Consider the following 25,404-nt stretch of genomic DNA (forward strand, 5'->3'; position numbering starts at 1 on the left):
GTAGGCCATCAGGAGCCTTCCCATGGAAATGGACACCTATTCGGCCCTGAACCAGCCCGGCGTCGGCTGGTTCGCCATGATTGTCATCGGCCTTCTCGCGGGCTGGATCGCGGAAAAGGTGACGGATAGCGATCATGGGCTTTTCGCCAACCTGCTGTTCGGCCTGATCGGTGCCTTCCTCGGCAAATATCTGGCGGAAATGGCGGCGGTCCCGATCTTCGGCTTCTTCCGCACGCTGATCGCGGCCACGGTCGGCGCCATCATCCTCCTGTTCCTGTGGCGCAAGATTCGCGGACGCTAGGGCGTTCCGCGGCGGGCCGCCCGCCTATAGAGCGGGTGCCCACGCGCCGGGGCGCGGGGCCGGTATGCGTCCCGCAGGGGGCGGATGCGAGCGTCAGGCCCTTTCGCTTCGGCGGAACCGGGCTTAACTGTGGGTCATCCGGTCCCGAAAAGGCAACGGAAAGCGAATGGTCGTCGTTCTCAACACCCTGAACCGTGCTCTCGAAAAGCCGCGCCATCCTGAAAAGGCCAAGCGCGCCGAGACGCCGGCGCTGAAGAAGCCGGACTGGATTCGCGTGCGCGCCCCCGGCACGCCCGGTTGGGCGGAGACCGCCTCCATTGTGCGCGCCAACGGCCTCGTCACGGTGTGCGAGGAGGCGAGCTGCCCGAACATCGGCGAGTGCTGGCAGAAGAAGCACGCCACCTTCATGATCATGGGCGACACCTGCACCCGCGCCTGCGCGTTCTGCAACGTGCGCACCGGCATGCCGAACGCACTCGATCAGGATGAACCGCAGAAGGTGGCGGACGCGGTTGCCAAGCTCGGGCTTGAACACGTCGTCATCACCTCGGTGGACCGCGACGACCTTGCCGATGGCGGCGCGGAGCACTTCGCGCGCACCATCCGCGCCATCCGCGCGACCAGCCCGGCGACCACCATCGAAATCCTGACCCCGGATTTCCTGCGCAAGGACGGCGCGCTGGAAGTTGTGGTCGAGGCCCGCCCGGATGTGTTCAACCACAATCTGGAATGCGTGCCCTCGCTCTATCTCACCGTGCGTCCCGGCGCGCGCTACTTCCATTCGCTGCGGCTGCTGCAGCGGGTGAAGGAGCTGGACCCGTCCATCTTCACCAAGTCCGGCATCATGGTCGGGCTGGGCGAGGAGCGGAACGAGGTGCTTCAGCTGATGGACGACCTGCGCTCGGCCGAGATCGATTTCATGACCATCGGCCAGTATCTCCAGCCGACCCGCAAGCATCACCCGGTGATGTCCTTCGTGACACCGGAGGAATTCGCGTCCTTTGAGACCATCGCCTACACCAAGGGCTTCCTGATGGTCTCCTCCAGCCCGCTCACGCGCTCCTCGCATCATGCCGGGGAGGACTTCGCCCGGCTGCGTGCCGCGCGCGAGGCCAAGCTGGGCGTGGCGCGCGGCGGCGCGGCCTCTCCCGCCCCCGCGGCTGCGGCCGCCCCGGCGACCGCCTGAACGATGCCGTCTTTCCGCAACAAGCGGCACGTGCAGCACACCGCGACCGACATGTTCGACCTGGTGGCGGATGTGGAGCGCTATCCGGAATTCGTGCCGCTCTGCGAGAGCCTGCATGTGCGCCGCCGGGTGGCGAGCGGGGAGGGTGTCGACATCCTCGTCGCGGATATGAGCGTCGCCTACAAGATGTTCCGCGAGAGCTTCACCAGCAGGGTTACGCTCGACCGGCCGCGCATGAGCATCACGGTGGAATATCTCGACGGCCCCTTCAGCCGGCTGGAAAATCGCTGGAGCTTCAGGCAGGGCGAGGGGCACAGCTGCGACGTGGAGTTCTTCATCTCCTACGAGTTCCGTTCACGCACGCTTGGCCTGCTCATGGGCGCCATGTTCGACGCCGCATTCCGCCGCTTCGCCGAAGCGTTCGAGAAGCGGGCGGACGAGGTGTATGGCCGTCAGGGCGTCACCGGTTCCTGAGCCGCCAGCTCGCACAGCATGGCCAGGGCCGTCAGCACCGAGAGCCGGCGCACGCCGGCGCGGTCCTGTCCGGCGAAAACCTCCCGGCGCACGATCATCCGTCCCCCCGCCGTCCCCGCGGCAAAATGCACCAGGCCGACCGGCTTGGTCGCCGACCCGCCGCCCGGTCCCGCAATGCCGGTGATCGAAACCCCGAGCGAGGTGTGCGAAACGCGCAGCAGTCCCGCGACCATTTCGCGCGCCGTTTCCTCGCTCACGGCACCGTGGGTGTCGAGCGTGGCGCCGGAGACGCCGAGCATCTCCATCTTGGCCAGGTTCGAATAGGTGACGAAGCCGCGATCCACGACATCGGACGATCCGGCGATGCCGGTCAGCGCGCCGGCGACCAGTCCGCCGGTGCATGATTCGGCCGTGGCGACGGTGAGCCGGCGTGCCCGGCACAGGTCGAGCACCCGCATCGCCTGCAGATCGATCTCATCGGCCCGATCACCCTCACTGGTCATCCCATCGTCCTCATCGGTCAGCGTGGAGCGTCAGTCTACCCAAGGCAGCCGCACCGTGGCGCTCGCCAGCGCGGCGATGCCTTCGCGGCGGCCGGTAAAGCCGAGCTTCTCGCTCGTCGTGGCCTTGACGCTGACCCTCGCCAGCGAAATTTCCGCAATGGCTGCAATACGTTCGCGCATCGCCTCGCGATGTGGGCCGATCTTGGGCGCCTCGCACACCACCGTGGCGTCGAGATGCGCGACCCGCCCCCCGGCCTTGCGCACCAGCGCGACGGCGTGAGCGAGGAACACATCGGAGGCCGCGCCCTTCCATTGCGGATCGGAAGGGGGAAAATGATGGCCGATATCGCCGCTGCCGATGGTTCCCAGCAGCGCATCGGTCAGCGCGTGGAGCACCACATCGGCGTCAGAGTGCCCGCTAAGTCCTTGATCAAAAGGTATTTTTATTCCGCCCAGCATGACATGGTCGCCGGGACCGAAGGCATGAACGTCAAAGCCCGTGGCGGTGCGGACGTCGGTGAGTTCCAGGGCGGCATTGCGTTCGGCAGTCACGAAATCCTCGGGGGTGGTGATCTTGGTATTGGTTGGGTCGCCGGGAAACGCCGCCACCCGATGCCCCGCGGCCTCGGCAACCGCCGCGTCATCCGTCAGGTCGTCCGTGCCGATCCTGGCACGGTGCGCGGAGAGGATCAGGTCATAGCGAAAACTCTGCGGCGTCTGCACGCTGCGCAGGCTGTTGCGGTCCGGTCCGGATCCGACAAAATCGTTATTTGTCAGTGCTTTGATGGTATCGACAAGCGCGAGCGCCGGCACCGCGGCGCCATGCAGCCGCGCCGCCGCGATGGCGTCGGCAACGAGCCGGGCGGAGACGAAGGGGCGGGCGGCGTCGTGGATCAGCACGACATCGGGGGGATCTGCGGCCAGTGCTTCCAGGCCGGCGCGTACCGAAGCCTGCCGGGTGGCGCCGCCGGAAACCGGTGGCAGCACGCCCTCCAGTCCCGCCATGACCTCGGCGCACCAGGCGCCATGGTCAGGATGGATCACCGGCAGCACATGGCGAATGCCAGGCTGGCCGAGAAACGCTTCCAGCGTGCGGCGAAGCACGGCGCGACCGCCCACCGTACGGAACTGCTTGGGTATGCCATCGCCCGCTCTTTGGCCGCTTCCTGCCGCGACCACGATCACGTCCGTCCGCATTTCAGCCCGTTCCGCCTTGGTCCGTTGATCGTCGCTTCATCAAGCGCGACTTGTCCTGTCGGCCCGTTTAGCGCAAAAGCGAGCCATGTTTACAAAAGTTTTGACGTATCGTCGTCACAAGGGTTGATGATGGGCGCGCCGTGGCTATTATGTAGGCAATGCCTTACAGGCCCATTTCGTGTGCATCGAGTGACCACGGCTTGATCTCTTCTGCTTCTGCGATAGCCAATCTGCGCATCGGCTCCGTTCCGGTGCCCAATAATGTTGTGCTTGCTCCCATGGCAGGCATAACCGACGCGCCCTTGCGGCGTATGGCGTTGCGCTATGGGGCGGGACTGGTTGTCTCCGAAATGGTGGCCTCCCAGGCGCTGGAGGATGGCCACGAGGAGACCGTGCTTCGTGCGGAAGGCGAAGGGGTCGCGATCCACGCGATCCAGCTGGCCGGCAACGAGCCAGCCTCGATGGCCCGCGCGGCGCGAATCGCTGAAGCGGCGGGTGCGGCCATCATCGACATCAACATGGGATGCCCGGCCAAGCGCGTCACGACCGGGCTCGCGGGGTCGGCCTTGCTGCGCGACCTAGATCTCGCCCAGAGGATCATCGAGGCGGTTGTCGGCGCGGTGAAAGTTCCCGTGACGCTGAAGACGCGGCTGGGTTGGGACGATGCCGCGACCGTTGCGCCGGAACTGGCTCGTCGTGCCGAGGCGATCGGGGTCCAAATGATCACGATACATGGCCGCACAAGATGCCAGTTCTATAACGGCAAGGCGGATTGGACGGCCATTCGGCAGGCGAGTGAGGCTGTCTCGATTCCCGTGCTCGCCAATGGCGATCTTGTCCGGGCCGATGACGCCCCCGCCATGCTCGCGGTTTCAGGCGCTGCAGGGGTGATGATCGGGCGCGGAGCCCAGGGACGTCCGTGGTTTCCCGGCCAGGTGGCCGCGCGGTTGAGGCATGGGCAGGTGCCGGATGCGCCGCCGCTGGACGAGCAATGCCGCGTGCTGCTGGAACTTTATGACGGATGGCTCAGTCATTACGGACGCGAGCTGGGCGTGCGGTGCGCACGCAAGCATATTGGCTGGGCCCTTGCCGCCGCTGCGGTTTCCGTTGGACTTACGGTGGAATCCGCCAACGCCTGGCGTCAGCGTCTGCTGACGCTCGATGCGCCCGAACGCGTGGTCGGGGGCATTGTCGACGCCTTTGACGACCTCGCTTGTGACGCCCTCGCTTGGAGTGCAGCGGCATGAAGTCGGCTTCTTCGGAACGCCCCGCCCCCCTTGTCCCCACCGCTGAAGCGGTGATGAACGCGCTTCCGCACCCGGTGATCACCGTCGCGGAAGACGATCGCATGGTCGACGCAAACGTCGCCGCGGAAGCCTTCTTCGAGGCCTCGCTGGCGGTTCTCCAGCGCCATCGCCTGCAGGAGTTCGTCCCGTTCGGTAGCCCGATCCTGTCACTGGTCGAGCAGGTGCGCACGCGTGGGGCGGCGGTGAACGAATACCGTGTCGATCTTGGCACGCCGCGCAATGGTGGAGAGCGCATCGTCGACATTCATGTTGCCCCGCTCTCCGAGGTGCCGGGCCATGTGGTGATCATGCTGCAGGAGCGGACCATCGCCGACAAGATGGACAGGCAGCTCACCCATCGCGGCGCGGCGCGCTCGGTAACGGCTCTTGCGGCCATGCTGGCCCACGAAATCAAGAATCCGCTCTCGGGCATACGCGGCGCGGCGCAGCTGCTGGAGATCGCGGCCAGCGACGATGACCGTTCGCTGACGCGTCTCATCACCGAAGAAGCCGACCGTATCGTCAAGCTGGTCGACCGGATGGAAGTGTTCTCGGACGAGCGCCCGATCGAGCGTGAGCCCGTGAACATTCACGCCGTGCTGGAGCACGTGCGTACGCTGGCGTCGTCCGGATTTGCCCGCAACATCCGCTTCGTCGAGGAGTACGATCCCTCGCTGCCTCCAGTGCTGGCCAATCGCGACCAGCTGATCCAGGTTTTCCTGAATCTGGTGAAGAACGCTGCCGAGGCGGTGGGCGACGTGCCCGATGCCGAGATCCAGCTCACTACCGCGTTCCGGCCGGGCGTAAGGCTGATGGTGCCGGGCGCGCCGGCCCGGGTGAGCCTTCCCCTCGAATTCTGCGTCAAGGACAACGGCCCCGGCGTGCCGGAAGACCTGATGCCCCATCTTTTCGATCCCTTCGTGACAACGAAGCCCACGGGAACCGGCCTTGGCCTTGCGCTGGTGGCCAAGATGGTCGGCGATCACGGTGGGATCATCGAGTGTGACAGCCAGCCGCGTCGAACCACGTTCAGGGTCCTCATGCCCATGTATCGCGGTGGCCGTGATAACGAAAAGAGTTGAGAGCGCCATGCCGACAGGAAGTATCCTGGTTGCCGATGACGATGCCGCCATCCGCACCGTGCTCAATCAGGCTCTATCGCGAGCGGGCTACGAGGTGCGCTCCTGCGGCAATGCCGCGACGCTCTGGCGGTGGGTGAGCCAGGGCGACGGCGATCTCGTCATCACCGACGTGGTGATGCCGGACGAGAACGCCTTCGATCTTCTGCCGCGCATCAAGAAGGTGCGGCCGGATCTGCCGGTCATCGTTATGAGCGCGCAGAACACCTTCATGACGGCAATCCGTGCCTCGGAGAAGGGGGCCTACGAGTATCTTCCAAAACCCTTCGATCTGAAGGAACTCATCGCTATCGTCGGGCGCGCTCTGTCCGAGCCGAAAAAGCCCGAGGCGGCGCTGCGGGCGGGTGGCGAGGACGTCGACAATATCCCGCTGGTGGGTCGCTCGCCGGCGATGCAGGACATCTACCGCGTCCTCGCACGGCTGATGCAGACCGATCTCACGGTGATGATTGCGGGAGAGAGCGGCACCGGCAAGGAGCTGGTGGCAAAGGCGCTTCACGACTATGGCAAGCGCCGCAACGGCCCGTTCGTCGCCATCAACATGGCGGCGATCCCGCGCGATCTCATCGAATCCGAACTGTTCGGGCATGAGAAGGGTGCGTTCACCGGCGCCAATGCGCGCTCCGCCGGCCGCTTTGAACAGGCCGAAGGCGGCACGCTGTTCCTCGACGAGATCGGCGACATGCCGATGGAGGCGCAGACGCGCCTGCTGCGCGTGCTTCAGCAGGGCGAATACACCACCGTCGGCGGGCGTACCGCGATCAAGACCGACGTGCGCATCGTTGCGGCCACCAACAAGGACCTGCGCATCCTGATCCAGCAGGGGCTGTTCCGCGAGGATCTGTTCTTCCGCCTCAACGTGGTTCCGCTGCGCCTGCCGCCCTTGCGCGAGCGCACCGAGGACGTGCCGGACCTAGCCCGCCACTTCTTCCTGCAGGCCGAGCGTGAAGGGCTGCCCATCAAGCAGATCGATGCGGCCGCCCTCGATCGGCTCAAACGCTATCGCTGGCCGGGCAATGTGCGCGAGCTGGAAAACCTGATCCGCCGCCTCGCCGCCCTGTATCCGCAGGACATCATCACCGCATCCATCATCGAGGCGGAACTCTCGACGCCGATCTCGACCTCCTCGCCGGAGGAAGGCGGGCAGGACGAGACGCTGTCCTCTTCCGTGGAGCGGCACCTGAACGCCTATTTCGGCGGTTTCGGAGAGAACCTGCCGCCGCCCGGCCTCTATCATCGCATTCTGAAGGACGTGGAGTATCCATTGCTCTCCGCTGCGCTGGCGGCGACACGCGGGAATCAGATCAAGGCGGCGGAGCTTCTCGGGCTCAACCGGAACACGTTGCGGAAAAAAATCCGCGACCTTGATATCCAGATAATCCGCACCAGCAGGTGACTTGGCGCCACCTTCCGGTGAATAAATCCGGGATGTGGCGGCCAATGTCACATTTTTGCACCAGTGTCGTCTCACTGCATCACTCGTGCGGGCCGACTCTGCGGCCCTTCGGGTGATCAATGAGCGATTCGGCCAACCGCGATACCGACCGTCACGACGGTCCCGATTTCGCTGCGCTCGGATTCCGGTTCTCGCTGTGGGGACTGGCGCCTCTTGCCGTTCTTCTTGCGCTGCTTATCGCGCTGGCGAGCTTTATCATCCTCATCGGGCTGACGCCCCTGGTGCCCTCCCAGGACGTGGTCGTCATCGTCCTTGCGATCAACGGGGTGATGTCGCTGGTTCTCGTCGGCATCATCGGCCGCGAGATCTGGCGCATCGTGAAGGCGCGACGACGGGGGAGGGCGGCGGCTCGCCTCCATGTGCGGATCGTCGGGCTTTTTGGCATCGTTGCCGTGGTGCCGGCGCTGCTGGTTGCGCTGCTTGCCAGCATAACGCTCGATCGTGGTCTCGACCGCTGGTTCTCGGTGCGCACGCGGGCGATCGTCGACAACGCGGTGTCGGTTGCTCAGACCTATGTCCGTGAGCATGCCTATTCGATCCGCGGCGATATCATGGGCATGGCGCGCGACCTGCAGCGCATTCGCCCACTGTGGGACCAGGATCGCAGCCGATTCCGCCAGGCGCTGACGGCCCAGGCCGTCGTTCGCGGCCTACCGGCCGCCATGATCATCCAGCGTGACCTGACAATCGTCGATCGGGCGACGATCCGCGTCGGACGTGAATTCGTCGTGCCGCAGAATCTGCAGCTCAAGGACGCGACCGAGGAGCAACCGCTCATCTATCTGCCGAACGACGCGGACTTTGTCGGCGCCGTGATTCCGCTGAAGGATTTCGGCGACCTGTTTCTCTATGTGGCGCGCCCGATCGATCCGCGCGTGATCGAGTATCTGAAAGAAACGCAGGCGGCTGTCGCGGACTACAGCAGTCTGGAGCAGCAGCGTGTTGGCGTGCAGGTGGCGTTCGCTCTGCTCTACGCTGTGATTTCGCTCACCGTGCTGTTGTGCGCGGTCTGGCTCGGCATCCATTTCGCCAATCGTCTCGTGGCACCCATCCGGCGGCTGATCGGGGCCGCCGATCTTGTGGCGGCGGGAAATCTCTATGTCGAAGTGCCTGTACGCCGCGCGGAAGGCGATCTTTCGAGCCTTGCCGAAACCTTCAACAAGATGACCCAGGAACTTCGCACCCAGCGTGACGACCTGGTGCAGGCGCGCGATCAGATCGACACCCGCCGCCGTTTCACCGAAGCGGTGCTCTCAGGCGTCGGAGCGGGCGTTATCGGCGTCGATTCGACCGGGCGCATCTCGATCATCAATCGGCCTGCCGAACGGCTGCTGGGCATAGCTGAAGGTGATGTGCTCGGGACCGAGCTCGGCGCGGTCATTCCCGAGATTTCGGCCTTGCTTGCCGAGGCGATGCAGGCCGATCAGCGCAGCGTTCAGGGCAATGTGACGGTCACCCGCAACGGACGTGACCGGGTTATCGCGGTGCGCGTCACCACGGAGCAGTCGCGGGAAGCGGACCACGGCTGGGTGGTTACGCTCGACGACATCACCGAACTTGTCGTGGCTCAGCGCACGTCGGCCTGGGCGGATGTCGCCCGGCGCATCGCGCATGAAATCAAGAATCCGCTCACGCCGATCCAGCTTTCCGCCGAGCGGCTTCGCCGTCGCTACGGCAAGGTGATCGGGGAAGACCGCGAGGTCTTTGATCAGTGCACGGACACCATCATTCGTCAGGTCGGCGACATTGGGCGGATGGTGGACGAGTTCTCGTCCTTCGCGCGGATGCCCAAGCCCGTTGTCGAGGCCCAGGACGTTGCCGAGACCACGCGGCAGGTGGTTTTCCTCATGCGGGTCGGCAATCCTGAGATGTCGATCGACTTCGTCGTGCCGGACATGCCGGTGATCGCACGCTTCGACCGCCGTCTGATCTCGCAGGCACTGACGAACATCATAAAAAACGCCACAGAGGCCCTCGCGGCCGTGCCACCCGAGGAACGGGTCGAGCCGGCGCGCATCAAGGTGGACCTGACCGGCGACGAGCGCATGGTGACGATCGATGTCATCGACAATGGCAAAGGCCTGCCCACCGAGAACCGGGCGAGGCTGCTGGAGCCTTATGTCACCACGCGCGAGAAGGGCACGGGTCTCGGCCTCGCCATCGTGGGCAAAATCATGGAAGAACATGGCGGCGGCATTGAACTTCGGGACGCACCGGACGGGAAGGGTGCTTGGATCCGCCTCACCTTCGCCCGGGATGGCGGTCCCGCCACTGCCGGCTCTGCCGCTGGCGGTAACAGCACTTCAACCGGCAGACTGGTTGGCTAGAGGAGAACGGACTCATGGCGACTGACATTCTGATCGTCGACGACGAGGCCGATATTCGTGGGCTGGTGGCCGGCATTCTCGAAGACGAGGGCTATGGCTGCCGCACGGCGAAAGATAGCGATGAAGCGCTGGCCGCGATCGAGGCGCGCCGCCCTCATCTCGTGTTCCTCGATATCTGGATCGAGCGTAGCAAGCTGGACGGGCTGCAGCTTCTTGAACTGATCCGGAAGCATCATCCCGATGTTCCCGTGGTGATGATTTCGGGTCACGGCACCATTGAGACCGCCGTCGCGGCGATCAAACAGGGCGCTTATGATTTCATCGAGAAGCCGTTCAACTCGGATCGGCTCATCCTCGTCGCGGAGCGTGCACTGGAAACGCTTCGGCTGAAGCGCGAAGTGAAGGATCTCAAGCAGCGGGCTCCCATTGCCCAGCAGCTGATCGGGCGCTCTTCGGTGCTGAACCAGTTGCGCCTGGCGATCGAGCGGGTCGCTCCGACCAACAGCCGGATCATGATTGTCGGGCCTTCCGGATCGGGCAAGGAACTGACGGCGCGCATGATCCACGCCGCGTCGGGGCGCGCCAGTGGTCCGTTCGTGGTCATCAACGCCGCCGCCATCACGCCCGAGCGGATGGAGGTCGAACTGTTTGGCGTTGATGAGGCGAGCGGGCAGGGGCGGCAGACCGGGGCGCTTGAAGAGGCGCATGGCGGCACGCTGTTCATCGACGAGATCGCGGACATGCCGCGCGAGACGCAGAACCGCATCCTGCGCGTGCTGGTGGACCAGAATTTCCTGCGCGTCGGCGGGACAACCCGGGTCGGGGTGGACGTCCGGATCATTTCATCCACCGCGCGCAATCTGGAGAAGGAGATCGCCGAGGGTCGCTTCCGCGAGGACCTTTATCACCGGCTCGGCGTGGTACCGATCCGTGTGCCGCCCTTGGCCGAACGGCGTGACGATGTGCCTGAACTGGTTGAGTTTTTTCTCGATCAGATCTCGCAGGGAACGGGTCTGCCGCGTCGCCGGGTCGCGGATGACGCGCTCGCGGTTCTGCAATCGCATGACTGGCCGGGCAATGTTCGGCAGTTGCGCAACAATATCGAGCGGCTGCTGATCCTGGCCTCGGGCGATGCCGACGCGCCGGTGACCGCCGACATGCTCCCTCCCGATGTCGGCTCTCTGGTGCCGAGTCTGCCCAACGGCAATGGCGGCGAGCATTTGATGGGCCTGCCGCTGCGAGACGCGCGCGAGGTGTTCGAGCGTGAATATCTCGTGGCCCAGATCAGCCGTTTCGGCGGCAACATCTCGCGTACCGCGGAATTTGTCGGCATGGAACGCTCGGCGCTCCATCGCAAGCTGAAGGCGCTCGGCATCGGCTGACGATCAGGCGCGTGAGGAGGCCAGTGGGGGGCGTGAGGACGGTGAGTGCGATGTGGCCCGACGTCGCCGGCACGTGAGATCACGGTATCGGCGAGAGGCGTCTGCGGTCGCCGGCGAAACTGCTATAGAGTGACTCGAACTAGGCAGGCCGATGGTGGCCGGGCGGGACGTGCCGCCGGGCGTGCGTTCGAACGAGGCGATGCATGAAGGTCGTGATTTGCGGTGCCGGGCAGGTGGGGTTCGGCATTGCCGAACGTCTGGCCGCCGAGCAGAACGACGTGTCGATCATCGATACGTCGCCGCGACTGATACAGGCGATCACCGATTCGCTGGATGTGCGCGGCTTCGTTGGCCATGGCTCTCACCCGGATGTGCTGGCGCGGGCGGGAATCGAGGCCGCCGACATGCTGATCGCGGTGACGCTGCATGACGAGGTGAACATGGTGGCCTGCCAGGTCGGCCATGCCCTGTTCGACGTGCCGACCAAGATCGCCCGCGTGCGGGCACAGAGCTATTTGCAGGGGCACTGGCGCGACCTGTTTTCGCGCGATCACCTGCCGATCGACGTCGTCATCTCCCCCGAGGTCGAGGTCGGCGAGACGGTGCTGCGCCGCCTTTCGCTGCCGGGGGCGATCGACACGGTGAGCTTCGCCGATGGCGAGGTCGTGGTCGCGGGCGTGCTCTGCGAGGAAGACTGCCCGGTACTGGACACGCCGCTGCGCCAGCTTACCGACCTGTTCCCCGACCTTCAGGCCGTGGTGGTCGCGGTGAGCCGCAAGGGGCGGATGTTCGTGCCCCACAGCGCGGACCAGCTGACCGCCGGCGACGTGGCCTATTTCGTCGCCCAGAGCGACCAGGTGACGCGCACGCTTTCCATTTTCGGCCATGACGAACCGCCGGCCCAGCGGATCGTGATCTGCGGCGGCGGGAACATTGGTTACTACGTCGCCCGCGAGCTTGAGGCGCGTAACCCGCGTGCGCGGGTGAAAATCATCGAATCGGACCTCAATCGGTCCGAGGAAATCGCCCAGGGGCTTTCCAAAACCGTGGTGCTGCGCGGCAGCGCGCTGGACCGGACGATCCTGGAGGAGGCGACGGTCGACGCCGCCGACACGGTGATCGCCGTTACCAATGACGACCGGGTCAACATCCTGTCCTGCCTGCTGTCGCGGGAGCTGGGCGCCAAGCGGATGCTCTCTCTGCTCAACGATCCCGCCTATCCCGCCTTCGCCCGCGGGCTGGGCATCGACGCCTACGTCAATCCGCGCCAGATCACCGTTTCCAAGATCCTCCAGCACGTGCGCAAGGGGCGCATCCGGGGGGTGCATTCGCTGGTGAACGGGCAGGGCGAGGTGATTGAGGCCGAGGCACTGGAAACCTCGCCTCTGGTCGGCAAACCGCTGAGGCAGCTCGATCTGTTCGACGGCATGCGGATTGGCGCGGTGATCCGGGGTCAGCGCGTGCTGCTGCCGCGCGGCGACATGGTGATTCAGGCGCGCGACCGGGTGGTGATCTTCGCTCTCGCGGGTAAGGTGAAGAGAGTCGAGCAGCTGTTCCGCGTCAGCCTCGAATTCTTCTGAGAGCCCGCCGATGATCGCGGTCGCCCGCCACAGCGCCATTGCCGCCGGGGTCATGGCCTTCTTCCTGGTCATCGTCTCGCTGGTCTCGCTGTTTCGCAACGAGGCCGGGGCCGATGCCTTCATCATGACCGCGCTGCTGACGGTGTTCGGCGCGGGAGCGGTGCATCTTGCCGTGCGCAATCGCGGCGGCCGGATGGACCGGCGCGCGGCCTATGGCTTTCTGGTGCTGATGTGGGTGGGGGTGCCGGTGGTGGCCGCGCTCCCGGTGGCCGCGACCACGTCGCTCACCCCGGTGCAGGCCTGGCTGGAGACGGTGTCGGCCTTCACCACGACGGGCGCGGTACAGATCCATGAACTCGAAAACGTGCCGCGCGCGACGCTGGCATGGCTGCTGACGCTTCAATGGGGTGGGGGGCTGTTGACGCTGGTCGGGTTCGTGGCGGTGCTCGGGCCTGCCGGCATTGGCGGGCTGCCCGACCGAAGCTCCCGCGCCGAACGGTTCGGCGGCACGGAGGCGCACGATATCGACGACACGCTGCGGCAGGTGCTGCCGATCTATCTCGGCGCGACGATTGCCTGCGCGCTGACGCTGTTCGCGGTCGGCGTGCGTGGGTTCGATGCGCTGGGCCTCGCGGGGGCGGCGCTCTCCACCGGCGGGCTGCTGCCGGATGCCGACGGCATACCCGCCTATGGGCATTTCTCGGTCAAGGTCGTGATGATGGTGTTCATGCTGGTGGGCGGCACCAGCGTGCTGTGGCATCGGCTTCTGCTGACACGGCGTTTCCGGCTCGCCATGGGGCAGCAGGAGAACATCGCCTTGATCGCGGTGTGCCTGATCGTCGGCATTCTGACGGCGGCCATTCATTACAACACGCCGATCGGCCAGCTTTCCCTGCCTCTCGCGGTGACGGACGGGCTGTTCACCGCCGTGTCGCTGGTGACCACGACGGGCGCGCAGCCCTATGGCAACGCCTTCGCCACCTTGCCACTCGCCATGGTGCTGTCGCTGGTGTTTATCGGCGGCGCCGCGTTCTCGACCGCCGGCGGGATCAAGATGTACCGGGCCGGCATCATGATGCTTCAGAGCTATCTGGAGCTTGAGCGGCTGGTGCATCCCCATGCGGTGCGCATGCGCCGGCTTGGCCAGCAGAGCGTGTCGCTTCAGATGATGAAGGCGATCTGGATCATGTTCGGCATCGCGTGCTCGACGGTGGCCGCGATGGCGGCCGCGCTATCACCGGCGATGCCAAGTTTTTCGGCGGCCTTCGTGGCGGTGCTGACCGCGTTGTGCAATATCGCCCCGGTCTACGCCACCGCGTGGCCGGATGCGATCGGCTGGCCGGAATGGGGAACGCTGCCGGCCTATGCGCAGATACTCTTGGCCGTCACGATGATTCTCGGCCGGCTGGAGATTCTCGTCGTGCTCGGGTTGGCCAATTTCACGCTTTGGCGCCGTTAAGCTGGGGAAAAACATGTCGCGCATCGCCTATGTGAACGGGCAATACGTGCCGCACGAACAGGCGGCGGTACATATCGAGGACCGGGGCTACCAGTTCGCCGACGGCGTCTATGAGGTCTGCGAGGTCAGCGGCGGGCGCATGGTGGACCAGCGCCGCCACATGGAGCGCCTCGTCCGTTCGCTCGGCGAGATCCGGATCGCGATGCCGATGCCGATGGCGGCGCTGGACGTGGTGATACGCGAGACCGTCCGGCGCAACCGGGTGCGCGACGGCTTCGTCTATGTGCAGGTCACGCGCGGCGTGGCCCGGCGCGACCATTTCTTCCCGGATCCCTCGACCCCCCCCTCCATCGTCGTCACGGCGCGATCGGTCGATCCGCGCAAGGCCGATGCGCTGGCGCTTAAGGGAATCGCCGTCATCACGGCGCCGGACAACCGCTGGGAGCGGGTGGACATCAAGACCATCGGGCTGCTGCCCAACGTGCTGGCCAAGGAAGCCGCCAAGGCGGCGGGGGCGCGCGAGGCCTGGTTCGTCGACGGGCAGGGCCGGGTAACGGAAGGCGGCTCGACCAATGCCTGGATCGTGACGGCGGAGGGCAAGCTGGTGACGCGTCAGGCCGACACCGCGATTCTGCGCGGCATCACCCGCACGGTGATGATGGAGGTGGCGGAAAAGCTGCAGCTGCGGGTAGAGGAACGGGCGTTCACCGTGGCCGAGGCGCTGGCCGCACGGGAGGCCTTCGTGACCTCCGCCACCAACTTCGCCATGCCGGTGGTGCGAATCGACGGGCATCCAGTGGGCGAGGGCCGGCCCGGACGCGTGGCACGCGCCCTGCGCGAGCACTTCCACGAGAGCGCTGAAATCACCTAGTGATGCGGGCCGGCGGGCCTTCTGCGAAAGCATCTTGCGCGATAGTCACGGTGTGCGATGCTTGCAACGCACGTGTTCATCGCTGGTGGGCCCCGGACGGGCCGCGCCACGGTGAAGACGGCCGCGCCGACCTACGAGCAACAACAAACAAACGGATCAAAAAAACATGGCCGCGGAACGTTCCCAGAATCTGCAGGACACCTTCCTCAACCACGTCCGCAAGAACAAGACGCCGCTCACGATCTTCCTCGTCAACGGTGTCAAACTCCAGGGTGTCGTAACCTGGTTCGACAATTTCTGCGTCCTGCTGCGTCGCGACGGGCATTCCCAGCTCGTCTACAAGCATGCGATCTCGACCATCATGCCCGGCCATCCCGTGCAGCTCTTCGAGCCGGACGAGACGGCGGAGAAGGCCTGACTTGGAACTCAAGGGATCCCGGCGCTCACCCGCCGGTCGTACCGCCGGGCTTCCGGCTGAGCATGCTACCGAGGGCGACGCGACCCGCGTCGTGGTCATCGTCCCCCACCATGCCCGGCGCGGCGCCGAGGAGGACGCGACCCGGCGTACGCCGGAGGCGCGGCTTGACGAGGCGGTCGGGCTGGCGCTCGCCATCGATCTCGATGTCGTCGCCGCCCTGACCGTCAGCCTTTCCCAGGTCCGGCCGGCGACCTATCTGGGCACGGGCAAGGTCGAGGAAGTCGGTGAACAGGTGAGCGCCAACGAGGCCGGTCTGGTCTTCGTGGACGCTCCCCTGAGCCCGGTGCAGCAGCGCAATCTTGAAAAAGCGTGGTCGGCCAAGGTGATCGACCGCACCGCGCTGATTCTCGAAATCTTCGGCCAGCGGGCACGCACCAAGGAAGGCGTGCTGCAGGTGGAGCTTGCCCATCTCAATTATCAGCGCAGCCGGCTGGTGCGTTCCTGGACCCATCTGGAACGTCAGCGCGGTGGCTTCGGCTTCCTTGGCGGGCCCGGCGAGACCCAGATCGAGGCCGACCGCCGCCTGATCGGGGAGCGGATCGTCAAGATCGAGCGCGAGCTGGAGCAGGTGAAACGCACCCGTGCGCTGCACCGGGCCAGCCGCAAGAAGGTGCCGTATCCGATCGTCGCGCTGGTGGGCTACACCAATGCCGGCAAGTCGACGCTGTTCAACCGGCTGACACGGGCCGAGGTGAGGGCGCAGGACCTGCTCTTCGCCACGCTGGACCCCACGCTGCGCGCGGTGCAGCTATCGGGTGGCGAGCGTGTGATCCTGTCCGACACGGTGGGCTTTATCTCCGACCTGCCGACCCAGCTCGTCGCCGCGTTCCGCGCCACGCTGGAAGAGGTGATCGAGGCCGATCTCATCCTGCATGTGCGCGATGTTTCCCACGAGGATGCCGAGGCGCAGGCCCATGATGTCGAACAGGTGCTGTCCGATCTCGATATCGATCCGGCCGACCATCACCGGCTCATCGAGGTCTGGAACAAGATCGACCAGCTCGACGAGGACGGGCGCACGCGCCTGTTCAACACGGTTTCCCGCCGCGAGGGCGAGGCGCGGCCCATACCGGTCTCGGCGCTGACCGGGGAGGGGATGGACACCCTCCTCGCCACGATCAGCACGCGGCTCGGCCGCGACCGGGTGATGCTGAGCGTCGAATTGGAGGCGCCCGATGGCGAGGGCCTGAGCTGGCTCTACCGCCATTCCGAGGTGATGGACCGGCGCGAGGGCGAAGACGGGCGGCTGCATCTCGTCGTCCGCGTTCCCGAAGACCGCGCGGAGCATATCGAGCGCCGCTTCGGCGCCCGCCGCATGAAGGCGCGCGGGGCGGCCTGAGACTAGTCGCCGTCGCCGGAGGGGGCAGGGGCGGCGGATTTGGCGGCCTGCCAGTGTGCCTCCATTTCCTCCAGGCTGGCCTCGCCCGGTGAGCGCCCCTGCTCTGCCAGCCGGTCCTCGATATAGCCGAAGCGGCGCATGAACTTTTCGTTCGTGCCCCGCAGCGCGGCCTCGGGATCGACGTCCAGATGGCGGGCCAGATTGGCGAGCGCGAAAAGCAGGTCTCCCACTTCGCCCGCCGCCGCCTGCCGGTCGCCGCTGACGATCTCGGCCTCGACCTCGTCGATTTCCTCGCGGATCTTGTCGAGAACCTGCCGGGTATCGGGCCAGTCGAAGCCGACAGTGGCCGCCTTGGCCTGAAGCTTCACCGCGCGGGCGAGGGCAGGCGCGCCCGCCGCCACGCTGTCCAGGGTGCGGCCTGCAGGCGGCTCCGGAGGCAATCCGCGCTGGACCCGGCGCTGTGCGCGCAGAGCCTTCTCCTCGGCCTTTATCGCCGCCCAGGCCGCATTCACCGCCGACACATCGCGCCCACGGGCGTCGCCGAAGACGTGGGGATGGCGCCGGATCATCTTGGATGTGATCGCGGTGACGACATCGCCGAAATCGAAAGCGCCGCGCTCCTGCGCCATGCGGGCGTGGAATGCGACCTGCAGCAGAAGATCGCCAAGCTCGTCGCACAGATCCTCAAGGTCGTCGCGCGCGATGGCGTCCGCGACCTCATAGGCCTCCTCGATGGTGTAGGGCGCGACAGAGGCGAAGTCCTGCTCCAGATCCCAAGGGCAGCCGGAACCGGGCGTGCGCAGCGCGGCCATGATCTCGAGGAGGCGGGATATGTCCCGTGATGGCGTCATGCCCGCATCTCCAAATTCACCCATATACGAGTCGCAGAAGACATATTATGGAAAACAAAGATATTGTTGGCGCCACGCTTTGGATCAGAGATACCGTCCAACTACCTGTCACAGCGTGATTTTCAGGCCGTCATAGGCGGCGGTGACCGATTGCGGCAGATCACGCGACACCGCAGCGTAGTCCAGGTCGGTGTGCATGTTGGTGAGCACGGCCTGTCTGGGCTGCATGCGTCCGATCCACTCCAGTGCCTCGCTCAGCGAGAAATGGGTCGGATGCGGCGTGTGCCTGAGCGCGTCGATGATCCACACATGAAGGCCTTCCAGATGCCGCAGGCTGCGTGCCGGCAGATCATGAAGGTCGCTCGAATACGCCAGCCCGTCGATGCGGAAGCCGTAAGAGATGATGCTGCCGTGATACTGCTGGAACGCCGTCGCCTCGATCGGGCCGCCCGGACCCTCAACGCGGATGGTGTCACCGTCCTTGAAGCGGTGCTCGGCGAGGATCGGCGGATAGTCGCTTCCCGGCGGCGTCTCGAAGCAGTAGCCGAACCGCTGGTGCAGCACGGCCGAGGTCTCGGCGTCGACATGCACGTTGACGCGCCGGCGATGCATAATCGTCAGCGGCCGCAGATCGTCGATGCCGTGGGTGTGGTCGGCGTGCTCATGGGTGAACAGCACGCCGTCAAGCCGGTCGACACCGGCATCCAGGAGCTGCTCGCGCAGGTCCGGCGAGGTATCGATCAGTACGCGCGTGGGCTGTGCATCCGTCTCACCGAAACGCTCAACGAGCAGCGAACAGCGCCGGCGCCGGTTGCGGGGTTCCGTCGGATCGCAGGCTCCCCACCCCTGCCCGACACGCGGCACCCCGCCAGAGGAACCGCAGCCGAGAATGGTGAAGACGTAAGCCATGCGCCAATGGTGCCCTAGTTCAGTGCGCCCGCGAGAACAGGCGGAAAAAATTCCCAGTGGTCAGCGCCGCCATCTCTTCCGGTGAAACACCGCGCGCCTCGGCCAATATACGGGCTGTCTCGACCACATAGGAAGGCTCGTTGCGCTTGCCGCGCCACGGATTGGGGGCGAGGTAGGGCGCATCGGTTTCCACCAGCAGGCGCTCGGCCGGAAGGCTGGCCGCGATGTCGCGTAGCGGCGCGCCGGACTTGAAGGTCAGGATCCCTGAAAAGGAAACATAACCGCCGAGCGCGACCGCACGGCGGGCGAGCGCCTCGCTGGCTGTGAAGCAGTGCAGGACGAAGGAAAAGGCGCCCTTCGCGCTCTCCTCTTCCAGGATCGCGGCCACGTCCTCGTCGGCGTCGCGGGCATGGATGACCAGGGGAAGCCCGGTCTGCCGTGCCGCCGCGATATGAAGCCGGAAGCTCGCCGCCTGCGCGTCGCGCGGGGCGGTGTCGTAATGGTAGTCGAGCCCCGCCTCGCCGATGGCGACCACCTTGGCGTGATCGGCCTCGGCAAGCAGCTCTTCGAGTGTGACGTCGGCTTCCTCTCCCGCATTATGGGGGTGGGTGCCGACGGAGCAGAACACGTCGTCGAAGCGCTCCGCGATCGCCCTCACCTGCGCCGAGCGGCGCACGCGCGTGCCGATGGTCACCAGACGGCCGACACCGGCCGCGCGGGCACGGGCGACGACGGCGTCGAGTTCCGCCGCGAAATCGGGGAAGTCCAGATGGCAGTGGCTGTCAACGATCATGCCGGGCTCGACGTCTCAGGCTCGATATAGCGCGGGAAGACCCCGGCCGGGGCCGGCAGAGCTGTGCCTCCCGCGAGGCGGCCCGCCGCACCGAGGCTGTCGAACGCGCGCGCGGTCTCGGGAACGGCGAGCAGGTCCAGCAGCTTGGCGGCGCCCGTGGGCACGAAGGGCTGGGCGAGGAGGGCGACCTGGCGGATCAGCTCCGCCGTGGTCCACAGCACGGTGCCGAAGCGCTCGGGATCGGTCTTGCGAAGCTCCCACGGCGCGGCGCCGGCGAAGTAGCGGTTGGCCTCGGCAACGACCGCCCAGATCTCCCCGAGCGCCTGATGGAGCTGCTGCTGCTCCATCGCCGCCCTCACCTTCTCCCCGAGCGCGTCAACGGCGGCGAGCATCGCCGCGTCGTCCGGCGTCGGGCTGCCGGGGGCGGGCAGCGCGCCGCCCAGGTTCTTGGCGATCATGGACAGCGAGCGCTGGGCCAGATTGCCGAGATCGTTGGCAAGGTCGGCATTGGTGCGCGCGACGATGGCTTCGTGGCTGTAGGAGCCGTCCTGGCCGAAGGGAATCTCGCGCAGCAGGAAGTACCGCAGCGCGTCGACGCCATAGGCCCTGGCGAGGTCGAAGGGGTCGATGACGTTGCCGACTGACTTCGACATCTTCTCCCCGCGATTGTGGATGAAGCCGTGCGCGAAGACCGTCTTCGGCGGTGCCACCCCGGCCGACATCAGGAAGGCCGGCCAATAGACCGCGTGGAAGCGGATGATGTCCTTGCCGATGACGTGGAGGTCCGCCGGCCAGTAGCGCTTGAAGCTGTCGCTGTCGGTTTCCGGGTAGCCGACGCCGGTGATGTAGTTGGTCAGCGCGTCGACCCAGACATACATCACATGGTCCGGCGCGTCCGGCACCGGGATGCCCCAGGTGAAGGTGGTGCGGCTGATGGAAAGGTCCTGCAGCCCGCCCTTCACGAAGCTCAGAACCTCGTTGCGCCTCACCTCGGGGCGAATGAAGTCCGGATGCGCGGCGTAGTAGTCGAGCAGCTTCTGCTGATAGGCCGAGAGGCGGAAGAAATAGCTCTTCTCCTCGGTCCATTCGACCGGGGTGCCCTGCGGCCCGAGCCGTACGCCGTCCGGGCCGACGGTGGTCTCGTCCTCGGCGTAATAGGCTTCGTCGCGGACCGAATACCAGCCGGAATAGGCGCCGAGATAGATGTCGCCAGCCTCCACCATGCGGCGCCAGATCGCCTGGGTCGAGGCGATGTGGTCGTCGTCGGTGGTGCGGATGAACCGATCATAATTCACACCAAGAAGCGCATCCATCTCCTTGAAACGGTTCGCATTCCTGGTAGCCCACTCGATCGGCTGAAGGCCCTGCTTCTCGGCGGTCTGGGCCATTTTCAGGCCGTGCTCGTCGGTGCCGGTCAGGAAGAACACGTCGTAGCCGTCGAGCTTCTTGAAGCGGGCGAGCGCGTCCGTGGCGATCTTCTCATAGGCATGGCCGATATGAGGAGAGCCGTTCGGGTAATCGATGGCGGTGGTGATGTAGTAGGCGGGTTTCACGCGGGTGTTCCTGCGGCACGGCCGGACCCCGGAGCTGTCACGGGCGGACGGCCTCGTTGAGCGTCGCGAAGATCCTGAAAACGAGGGTCTTGCGGTCGAGATTATAGGTATCAGCGTCGACCGCAGCGCGGCGAACCTTGTCCCACACCTCCGGCAGGCGTGCAAGGCGCAGCGCGGGGCTCTGGCGGCGTCCGGTGGCATGATCGGAGATCCAGAGTTCCACCGTGGCCACAAAACTCTCCAGCGCCCCTCCCCGGTCGCCCTGTAGGCTGTCGCCGAGCGCGTGCAACGCCTTCGGGTCAGTGCCCGGCAGCGTGTCCAGGAGAGCGGTCGTCGCGCGGCGGACGGCCAGGCCATCGCCCGAGAGCAAGGCCAGCGCAGCACGCACGCTGCCTTCACTGGCCTCGGCGGCCTCCTCGAAGCGGGCGCGGTCGAGATCGGGCATGGAAGCCGCGAGATCGTCGAGCGCGGCGACCACCTGCCCAGGTGCCAGTCCCCGCAGCGGCACCATGCGGCAGCGCGAGCGTATGGTCGGCAGCAGCCGGCCCGGCGCGTGGCTGACGAGCAGGAAGAGCGAGCGCTCGGGCGGCTCCTCCAGGGTCTTCAGGAGGGCGTTCGCGCCCTGGGCGTTCATTTCGTCGAGCGTGTCGACGACACAGACGCGCCAGCCGCCCAGCGCCGCCGTGGAGCCGAAAAAGCTGCGCACGCGGCGCACCGTCTCGGCCGGGATCATGGACGGTAGCTTGCCGCTGTCGTTGGGCGTTCGGCGCAGCACCAGAAGATCGGGATGCGACAGCGCGGCCACCTGGCGCGCGGCCGGATTGGAGGCGTCGACATCAAGGCTGTGCGCCGGCGCCGCGCCGTTCGCGAGCACGAAGCGCGCGACATGATAGGCGAAGGTCGCCTTGCCGACGCCCTCCGGCCCCCCGATCAGCAGCGCATGCGGCAGGCGGCCGGCATCCCAGGCCTCGCGGACCATGGCGATGGCCTCTTCATGCCCAATCAGGCGTTGACGCTCGCGCGGAGCGGGCGCGCCGGGCAGGCGGTCGGCTTCGGGAAGTTCGCTCATACCGGCGTTCCCTGCTTGATGTCGTCGAGCGGGAGGCGGGCGCGGACCGCCTGCCAGACCGCCTCGGTGACAGCGTCCGCATCCTGGCGGCCATCCACCAGCACGCAGCGTTCGGGTTCGCGCTCGGCAAGCTCCAGAAAGGCCTCGCGCAGATGGCGATGGAAGCTCAATCCCTCGCTCTCGAAGCGGTCCGCCGAGGCGCCGGAGCGGGCGACGGCGCGGCCGAGGCCCTGCTCGGCGGGAACGTCGAGGATGATGGTCAGGTCGGGCCGCGTGGGCCCGACGGTGATGGCTTCCAGCGTGGCGATAAGCTTTGGGTCCACATCGCCGACCGCGCCCTGATAGACCCGCGTGGAATCGGCGAAACGGTCGGAGATGACCCAGGCGCCGCGATTGAGTGCGGGGCGGATGGTGACATCGAGATGATCGGCCCGGGCCGCGGCGAACAGGGCGGCCTCGGCCAGCGGTCCGAGCGGCTTGGCGGCGCCCGACAGCAGCAGGTGGCGAACGATTTCCGCACCGGGCGAGCCGCCCGGCTCGCGGGTGGTGACGACCTCCAGGCCGAGCGCGGCCAGCCGCTCACCAAGGCGGCGGACCTGCGTGGACTTGCCGGCCCCCTCGCCTCCCTCAAAGGTGATGAAGCGGCCCGGCATTCGCGAACGCTCCAGGGGGGCTCGAAGCCCGGTGGTGCCGGCTTTGCGGGTGGCCATGTTCAACTTGTGAGTTTCGCGTAGCCCTGGCGGAACAGGTTGACCATCAGTTCATAGGCGCCATCCATCGCCCGGCGCCAGAGCGGGCCGCGCTCCACCGCCTCGGCCGCGACGAGAGGCACCTGAAGCGCGAGCTGGTCGCCACGATAGACATCGAGCCGGGCGATCTGCGCGCCCTCCTCGACCGGCGCGGCAATGGGCCCCTCAAAGCGGATGCGCGCGGTTAAGCGCTCGTCGCCCGAGCGCGGCACGACGACACGGATCGGGCCGGTTCCGGTCAGGGGCGCACCGCCACGCGCGCCGCCGTAGAGCGTCGCCTCGCCGACGATCTGGCCGCTCTCGAACAGGAGACGCGATTCGAAGGAACGAAAGCCCCATTCGAGCAGCTTGCGGGCATCCTCGGCTCGATCCTTCGCGCTGTTGGCACCCATGATGACCACGATCAGGCGCTGGCCGTTCTGAACCGCCGACCCGACAAGATTGTACCCGGCCTCCTTGAGGTAGCCGGTCTTCAGGCCGTCCGCGCCGAGACTCATACCAAGCAGCGGGTTGCGGTTGTTCTGGCGGATCTTGTTCCAGGTGAAGCTGGTCTCGCCATAGATCGAATAGAAGTCGGGATAGGTGCGGATGATGTGGGCCGCGAGCTTCGACATGTCACGCGCGGTGGTGTTCTGCTCGGGGCTCGGCAGGCCGTTCGAATTGACGAACAAGGAGTTCGTCATGCCGATCCGCTTGGCTTCCTCGTTCATCTTGGTGGAGAAGGCGAGTTCGTTGCCGGCGATGCCTTCGGCGAGAACGATCGCCGCGTCGTTGCCCGACTGGATGATCACGCCGCGCATCAGGTCGCTGACCTTGATCGAGCTATTGAGCGCCGCGAACATGGTGGAACCGCCCGCCGGGGCGCCGCCACGCCGCCACGCATATTCGCTGACCGTGAATTCGGTGTCGGGCGTCAGGCGGCCATCCGCGATCTCGCGGAACACCACAGCCATGGTCATGAGCTTGGCAAGGCTGGCGGGGGGGCTCGGCGTGTCGGCGGCGCGCTCGAAGAGGACGCTGCCGCTTTCATAGTCGATCAGAATCGCCTGCGGTGCGGAAATGGCCGGCGGCTGGGACTGGGCAAGGGCTGCCGACGACAGCGGCACCATCAGCAACGCGAGCAACGTCAACGCATACGCGCGCAGAACTCCCGGACGGAAGGCTGGACTACCGCTCGTTGCGCCTGTCGTGCTCATCGGCCCTCCCTGCCACTGTGCAGAGTTACCAGCCGACAGATGCTCCGGCAATGCAACTCCCGCCTGGGATCAATAGAGACCGCGTCCGCTGCCTACCGGCGTCACCACGGCTTCGGATGCGTAGCCCATTGCCGGGGCGGGGCCGACCATCCAGCCCGTCGGCGCGGACGCCGGCTCGTCGGCGAGCGGCGCGCTCGGAACGCTGCTGGCCACGCGGACCGGGCGCGGCTTGGCCGCCGGCTCCGGCGCTGCCACGGCAACGGTACGCGGCTTGCTGACGGCGCGGACCGGCGCGGCCTCGGCCACCATCGGGCCCGACGGCTCGCCGAGATCAAACGGACGGGCGGGCGGAAGCGGAACATTCTGCGGCGCGGCGGCGACACGGGTCGGCATGGGACCGGCAGAGGCGAGCATCACGGTCGGCGCCGGTGCCGCGCCGTTCATGCGCAGCGTGGAGGCGAGCTGAATGTCGTCCGAGCCTTCCAGCGGTGCCGGGCCGATATATTCCATCTGAACCCGGGCCGTGCCCTTGTTCTTGAAACCAAGCATATCGGCGGCGCGGTTCGACACATCAAGCATGCGGTTGCCGTGGAACGGGCCGCGGTCATTGACGCGAACCATCATCGACCGACCGTTGCTGAGATTGGTCACGCGGACATAAGACGGAAGCGGCAGCGTGGGATGGGCCGCCGCGATCGCGTTCATGTCGAAGATTTCGCCGTTGGCGGTCAGGCGGCCATGGAAATCGTCGCCATACCAGGAGGCGAGACCCTCGGACTTGTAGCCCTTCTTCGGAGTGGTCGGCGTGTAGGTCTTGCCGCCAACGACATAGGGCTTGCCGACGCGATAGGTGCCGCCGCCCTTCGGTACCGGTTCGCCGGCCTTGACGACGCGTGGGCTGGCGGAAACGCCGTATTTGGGGTCGATCTTGCTGGAAAGCTTGGAAGAGCCGCTGCAATTGGCAACCACCAGGCCGACACCGCACAGAAGCGCGACCCGACCGATGCCAGTGAGGACTTTATTCGCCGGCATCATACCGGCGGCTCGAGCAAGAGCTTGTTTCGTCCCCATGCACCCCGACCACTTCGCGTGCACCCTGCCCTCCGTGATCATCCCACACGGCCGGTAAAGGCGCGCCTCAATTCAAACCGCAGGATGGATCCCCACGACCCCACTGCATGTTGCACAAGAGGCTGTCCGAGTGGGGCAAAAATGCGGCGCACATTACATTATGGTAAAGGAAGGGTAAGTTTCGGTCGCCGCAGGGGAATTCGCGCCTTACGGGTGCTGGATCCGCGCCCGGCGG

23 protein-coding genes are annotated in these 25,404 nt (G+C 66.1%); 13 read left to right on the forward strand and 10 right to left on the reverse strand.

From position 1 onward, the window contains the following. Window positions 1-22 precede the first annotated feature (22 nt). The 3 genes from G3A50_RS19870 to G3A50_RS19880 all read left to right on the forward strand — a co-directional run bounded on the left by G3A50_RS19870 (window position 23) and on the right by G3A50_RS19880 (window position 1,961). Window positions 23-301 carry a GlsB/YeaQ/YmgE family stress response membrane protein gene (locus G3A50_RS19870; RefSeq protein WP_163076853.1) on the forward strand — a complete coding sequence of 93 codons (279 nt, stop codon included), beginning with the start codon at window positions 23-25 and terminating at the stop codon, window positions 299-301. A 166-nt stretch (window positions 302-467) separates the two neighbouring features. After that, window positions 468-1,487: a lipoyl synthase gene (lipA, locus tag G3A50_RS19875; RefSeq protein ID WP_163076854.1), complete on the forward strand. Its 1,020-nt coding sequence runs from the start codon at window positions 468-470 to the stop codon at window positions 1,485-1,487. A 3-nt stretch (window positions 1,488-1,490) separates the two neighbouring features. Beyond that, window positions 1,491-1,961 carry a type II toxin-antitoxin system RatA family toxin gene (locus G3A50_RS19880; RefSeq protein ID WP_163076855.1) on the forward strand — a complete coding sequence of 157 codons (471 nt, stop codon included), beginning with the start codon at window positions 1,491-1,493 and terminating at the stop codon, window positions 1,959-1,961. Here G3A50_RS19880 and G3A50_RS19885 read toward each other — a convergent pair. After that, on the reverse strand, window positions 1,940-2,464 hold the full coding sequence (locus G3A50_RS19885) for a CinA family protein (RefSeq protein ID WP_163076856.1): 525 nt from the start codon (window positions 2,462-2,464) through the stop codon (window positions 1,940-1,942). The genes G3A50_RS19880 and G3A50_RS19885 overlap by 22 nt on opposite strands. A 30-nt stretch (window positions 2,465-2,494) precedes the next feature. After that, window positions 2,495-3,661, reverse strand: coding sequence for a bifunctional 2-C-methyl-D-erythritol 4-phosphate cytidylyltransferase/2-C-methyl-D-erythritol 2,4-cyclodiphosphate synthase (locus G3A50_RS19890; protein WP_163076857.1), 1,167 nt, complete (start codon window positions 3,659-3,661; stop codon window positions 2,495-2,497). Window positions 3,662-3,861: 200 nt separating this feature from the next. Here G3A50_RS19890 and dusB point away from each other — a divergent pair, with 200 nt between their 5' ends. The 10 genes from dusB to hflX all read left to right on the forward strand — a co-directional run bounded on the left by dusB (window position 3,862) and on the right by hflX (window position 16,978). Further along, a complete protein-coding gene (gene dusB, locus G3A50_RS19895; RefSeq protein WP_425483423.1) occupies window positions 3,862-4,908 on the forward strand; it encodes a tRNA dihydrouridine synthase DusB in 1,047 nt (348 codons plus the stop codon). After that, the gene (locus G3A50_RS19900; RefSeq protein ID WP_163076859.1) at window positions 4,905-6,029 is read left to right on the forward strand and encodes a two-component system sensor histidine kinase NtrB; all 1,125 of its coding nucleotides are present in this window, start codon (window positions 4,905-4,907) and stop codon (window positions 6,027-6,029) included. Before dusB ends, G3A50_RS19900 begins: the two co-directional genes overlap by 4 nt. Window positions 6,030-6,036: 7 nt before the next feature. Beyond that, window positions 6,037-7,482: a nitrogen regulation protein NR(I) gene (ntrC, locus tag G3A50_RS19905; RefSeq protein WP_163076860.1), complete on the forward strand. Its 1,446-nt coding sequence runs from the start codon at window positions 6,037-6,039 to the stop codon at window positions 7,480-7,482. A gap of 119 nt (window positions 7,483-7,601) precedes the next feature. Next, the gene (locus tag G3A50_RS19910; RefSeq protein WP_163076861.1) at window positions 7,602-9,869 is read left to right on the forward strand and encodes a sensor histidine kinase NtrY-like; all 2,268 of its coding nucleotides are present in this window, start codon (window positions 7,602-7,604) and stop codon (window positions 9,867-9,869) included. A 14-nt stretch (window positions 9,870-9,883) separates the two neighbouring features. Continuing rightward, window positions 9,884-11,251: a nitrogen assimilation response regulator NtrX gene (gene ntrX / locus G3A50_RS19915; protein ID WP_163076862.1), complete on the forward strand. Its 1,368-nt coding sequence runs from the start codon at window positions 9,884-9,886 to the stop codon at window positions 11,249-11,251. Between the two features lie 203 nt (window positions 11,252-11,454). Further along, complete coding sequence (gene trkA, locus G3A50_RS19920; protein ID WP_163076863.1) at window positions 11,455-12,831, forward strand: Trk system potassium transporter TrkA; 1,377 nt, start codon at window positions 11,455-11,457, stop codon at window positions 12,829-12,831. Window positions 12,832-12,841: 10 nt separating this feature from the next. After that, on the forward strand, window positions 12,842-14,290 hold the full coding sequence (locus tag G3A50_RS19925) for a TrkH family potassium uptake protein (protein WP_163076864.1): 1,449 nt from the start codon (window positions 12,842-12,844) through the stop codon (window positions 14,288-14,290). Between the two features lie 13 nt (window positions 14,291-14,303). After that, the gene (locus tag G3A50_RS19930) at window positions 14,304-15,161 is read left to right on the forward strand and encodes a D-amino-acid transaminase (protein WP_163076865.1); all 858 of its coding nucleotides are present in this window, start codon (window positions 14,304-14,306) and stop codon (window positions 15,159-15,161) included. Between the two features lie 166 nt (window positions 15,162-15,327). Next, window positions 15,328-15,579 carry an RNA chaperone Hfq gene (gene hfq, locus G3A50_RS19935; protein WP_163076866.1) on the forward strand — a complete coding sequence of 84 codons (252 nt, stop codon included), beginning with the start codon at window positions 15,328-15,330 and terminating at the stop codon, window positions 15,577-15,579. 1 nt (window position 15,580) lies between these two features. Next, on the forward strand, window positions 15,581-16,978 hold the full coding sequence (gene hflX / locus G3A50_RS19940) for a GTPase HflX (RefSeq protein ID WP_210255177.1): 1,398 nt from the start codon (window positions 15,581-15,583) through the stop codon (window positions 16,976-16,978). A 2-nt stretch (window positions 16,979-16,980) separates the two neighbouring features. On the opposite strand, the gene mazG is transcribed toward hflX, so the two are convergent. From mazG to G3A50_RS19980, 8 genes are all read right to left on the reverse strand, one after another. Further along, entirely contained in the window at window positions 16,981-17,829 is an 849-nt protein-coding gene (gene mazG / locus G3A50_RS19945; protein WP_163076868.1) for a nucleoside triphosphate pyrophosphohydrolase, read from the reverse strand. Window positions 17,830-17,937: 108 nt separating this feature from the next. Continuing rightward, complete coding sequence (locus tag G3A50_RS19950; RefSeq protein ID WP_163076869.1) at window positions 17,938-18,738, reverse strand: MBL fold metallo-hydrolase; 801 nt, start codon at window positions 18,736-18,738, stop codon at window positions 17,938-17,940. Between the two features lie 19 nt (window positions 18,739-18,757). After that, a complete protein-coding gene (locus tag G3A50_RS19955) occupies window positions 18,758-19,531 on the reverse strand; it encodes a TatD family hydrolase (RefSeq protein WP_163076870.1) in 774 nt (257 codons plus the stop codon). Next, window positions 19,528-21,084 (reverse strand): methionine--tRNA ligase, encoded by a 1,557-nt coding sequence (gene metG / locus G3A50_RS19960; protein WP_246251911.1) that lies wholly within the window; start codon window positions 21,082-21,084, stop codon window positions 19,528-19,530. The genes G3A50_RS19955 and metG overlap by 4 nt, the downstream gene beginning before the upstream one ends. A gap of 37 nt (window positions 21,085-21,121) precedes the next feature. Continuing rightward, entirely contained in the window at window positions 21,122-22,153 is a 1,032-nt protein-coding gene (locus G3A50_RS19965) for a DNA polymerase III subunit delta' (protein WP_163076871.1), read from the reverse strand. Continuing rightward, window positions 22,150-22,863, reverse strand: a complete 714-nt coding sequence (gene tmk / locus G3A50_RS19970; RefSeq protein WP_246251913.1) for a dTMP kinase — start codon at window positions 22,861-22,863, stop codon at window positions 22,150-22,152. The genes G3A50_RS19965 and tmk overlap by 4 nt, the downstream gene beginning before the upstream one ends. Window positions 22,864-22,865: 2 nt before the next feature. After that, window positions 22,866-24,098: a D-alanyl-D-alanine carboxypeptidase family protein gene (locus G3A50_RS19975; protein ID WP_210255178.1), complete on the reverse strand. Its 1,233-nt coding sequence runs from the start codon at window positions 24,096-24,098 to the stop codon at window positions 22,866-22,868. Between the two features lie 69 nt (window positions 24,099-24,167). Next, window positions 24,168-25,130, reverse strand: a complete 963-nt coding sequence (locus G3A50_RS19980; protein ID WP_425483484.1) for a septal ring lytic transglycosylase RlpA family protein — start codon at window positions 25,128-25,130, stop codon at window positions 24,168-24,170. Window positions 25,131-25,404 lie beyond the last annotated feature (274 nt).

This window comes from Ancylobacter pratisalsi (genome assembly GCF_010669125.1).
In the GTDB taxonomy this organism is placed as follows: Bacteria; Pseudomonadota; Alphaproteobacteria; order Rhizobiales; family Xanthobacteraceae; genus Ancylobacter; species Ancylobacter pratisalsi.

Bases quoted from the DNA above. Each gene is read 5' to 3' on its own strand.
- G3A50_RS19925 (WP_163076864.1), top strand. From the start codon at position 12,842: ATGATCGCGGTCGCCCGCCACAGCGCCATTGCCGCCGGGGTCATGGCC.
- G3A50_RS19890 (WP_163076857.1), bottom strand. From the start codon at position 3,661: ATGCGGACGGACGTGATCGTGGTCGCGGCAGGAAGCGGCCAAAGAGCG.
- hfq (WP_163076866.1), top strand. From the start codon at position 15,328: ATGGCCGCGGAACGTTCCCAGAATCTGCAGGACACCTTCCTCAACCAC.
- G3A50_RS19885 (WP_163076856.1), bottom strand. From the start codon at position 2,464: ATGACCAGTGAGGGTGATCGGGCCGATGAGATCGATCTGCAGGCGATG.
- lipA (WP_163076854.1), top strand. From the start codon at position 468: ATGGTCGTCGTTCTCAACACCCTGAACCGTGCTCTCGAAAAGCCGCGC.
- G3A50_RS19980 (WP_425483484.1), bottom strand. From the start codon at position 25,130: ATGCCGGCGAATAAAGTCCTCACTGGCATCGGTCGGGTCGCGCTTCTG.
- G3A50_RS19870 (WP_163076853.1), top strand. From the start codon at position 23: ATGGAAATGGACACCTATTCGGCCCTGAACCAGCCCGGCGTCGGCTGG.
- G3A50_RS19975 (WP_210255178.1), bottom strand. From the start codon at position 24,098: ATGAGCACGACAGGCGCAACGAGCGGTAGTCCAGCCTTCCGTCCGGGA.
- G3A50_RS19930 (WP_163076865.1), top strand. From the start codon at position 14,304: ATGTCGCGCATCGCCTATGTGAACGGGCAATACGTGCCGCACGAACAG.
- G3A50_RS19910 (WP_163076861.1), top strand. From the start codon at position 7,602: ATGAGCGATTCGGCCAACCGCGATACCGACCGTCACGACGGTCCCGAT.
- G3A50_RS19900 (WP_163076859.1), top strand. From the start codon at position 4,905: ATGAAGTCGGCTTCTTCGGAACGCCCCGCCCCCCTTGTCCCCACCGCT.
- ntrC (WP_163076860.1), top strand. From the start codon at position 6,037: ATGCCGACAGGAAGTATCCTGGTTGCCGATGACGATGCCGCCATCCGC.
- ntrX (WP_163076862.1), top strand. From the start codon at position 9,884: ATGGCGACTGACATTCTGATCGTCGACGACGAGGCCGATATTCGTGGG.
- G3A50_RS19880 (WP_163076855.1), top strand. From the start codon at position 1,491: ATGCCGTCTTTCCGCAACAAGCGGCACGTGCAGCACACCGCGACCGAC.
- G3A50_RS19965 (WP_163076871.1), bottom strand. From the start codon at position 22,153: ATGAGCGAACTTCCCGAAGCCGACCGCCTGCCCGGCGCGCCCGCTCCG.
- tmk (WP_246251913.1), bottom strand. From the start codon at position 22,863: ATGGCCACCCGCAAAGCCGGCACCACCGGGCTTCGAGCCCCCCTGGAG.
- G3A50_RS19950 (WP_163076869.1), bottom strand. From the start codon at position 18,738: ATGGCTTACGTCTTCACCATTCTCGGCTGCGGTTCCTCTGGCGGGGTG.
- trkA (WP_163076863.1), top strand. From the start codon at position 11,455: ATGAAGGTCGTGATTTGCGGTGCCGGGCAGGTGGGGTTCGGCATTGCC.
- G3A50_RS19955 (WP_163076870.1), bottom strand. From the start codon at position 19,531: ATGATCGTTGACAGCCACTGCCATCTGGACTTCCCCGATTTCGCGGCG.
- mazG (WP_163076868.1), bottom strand. From the start codon at position 17,829: ATGACGCCATCACGGGACATATCCCGCCTCCTCGAGATCATGGCCGCG.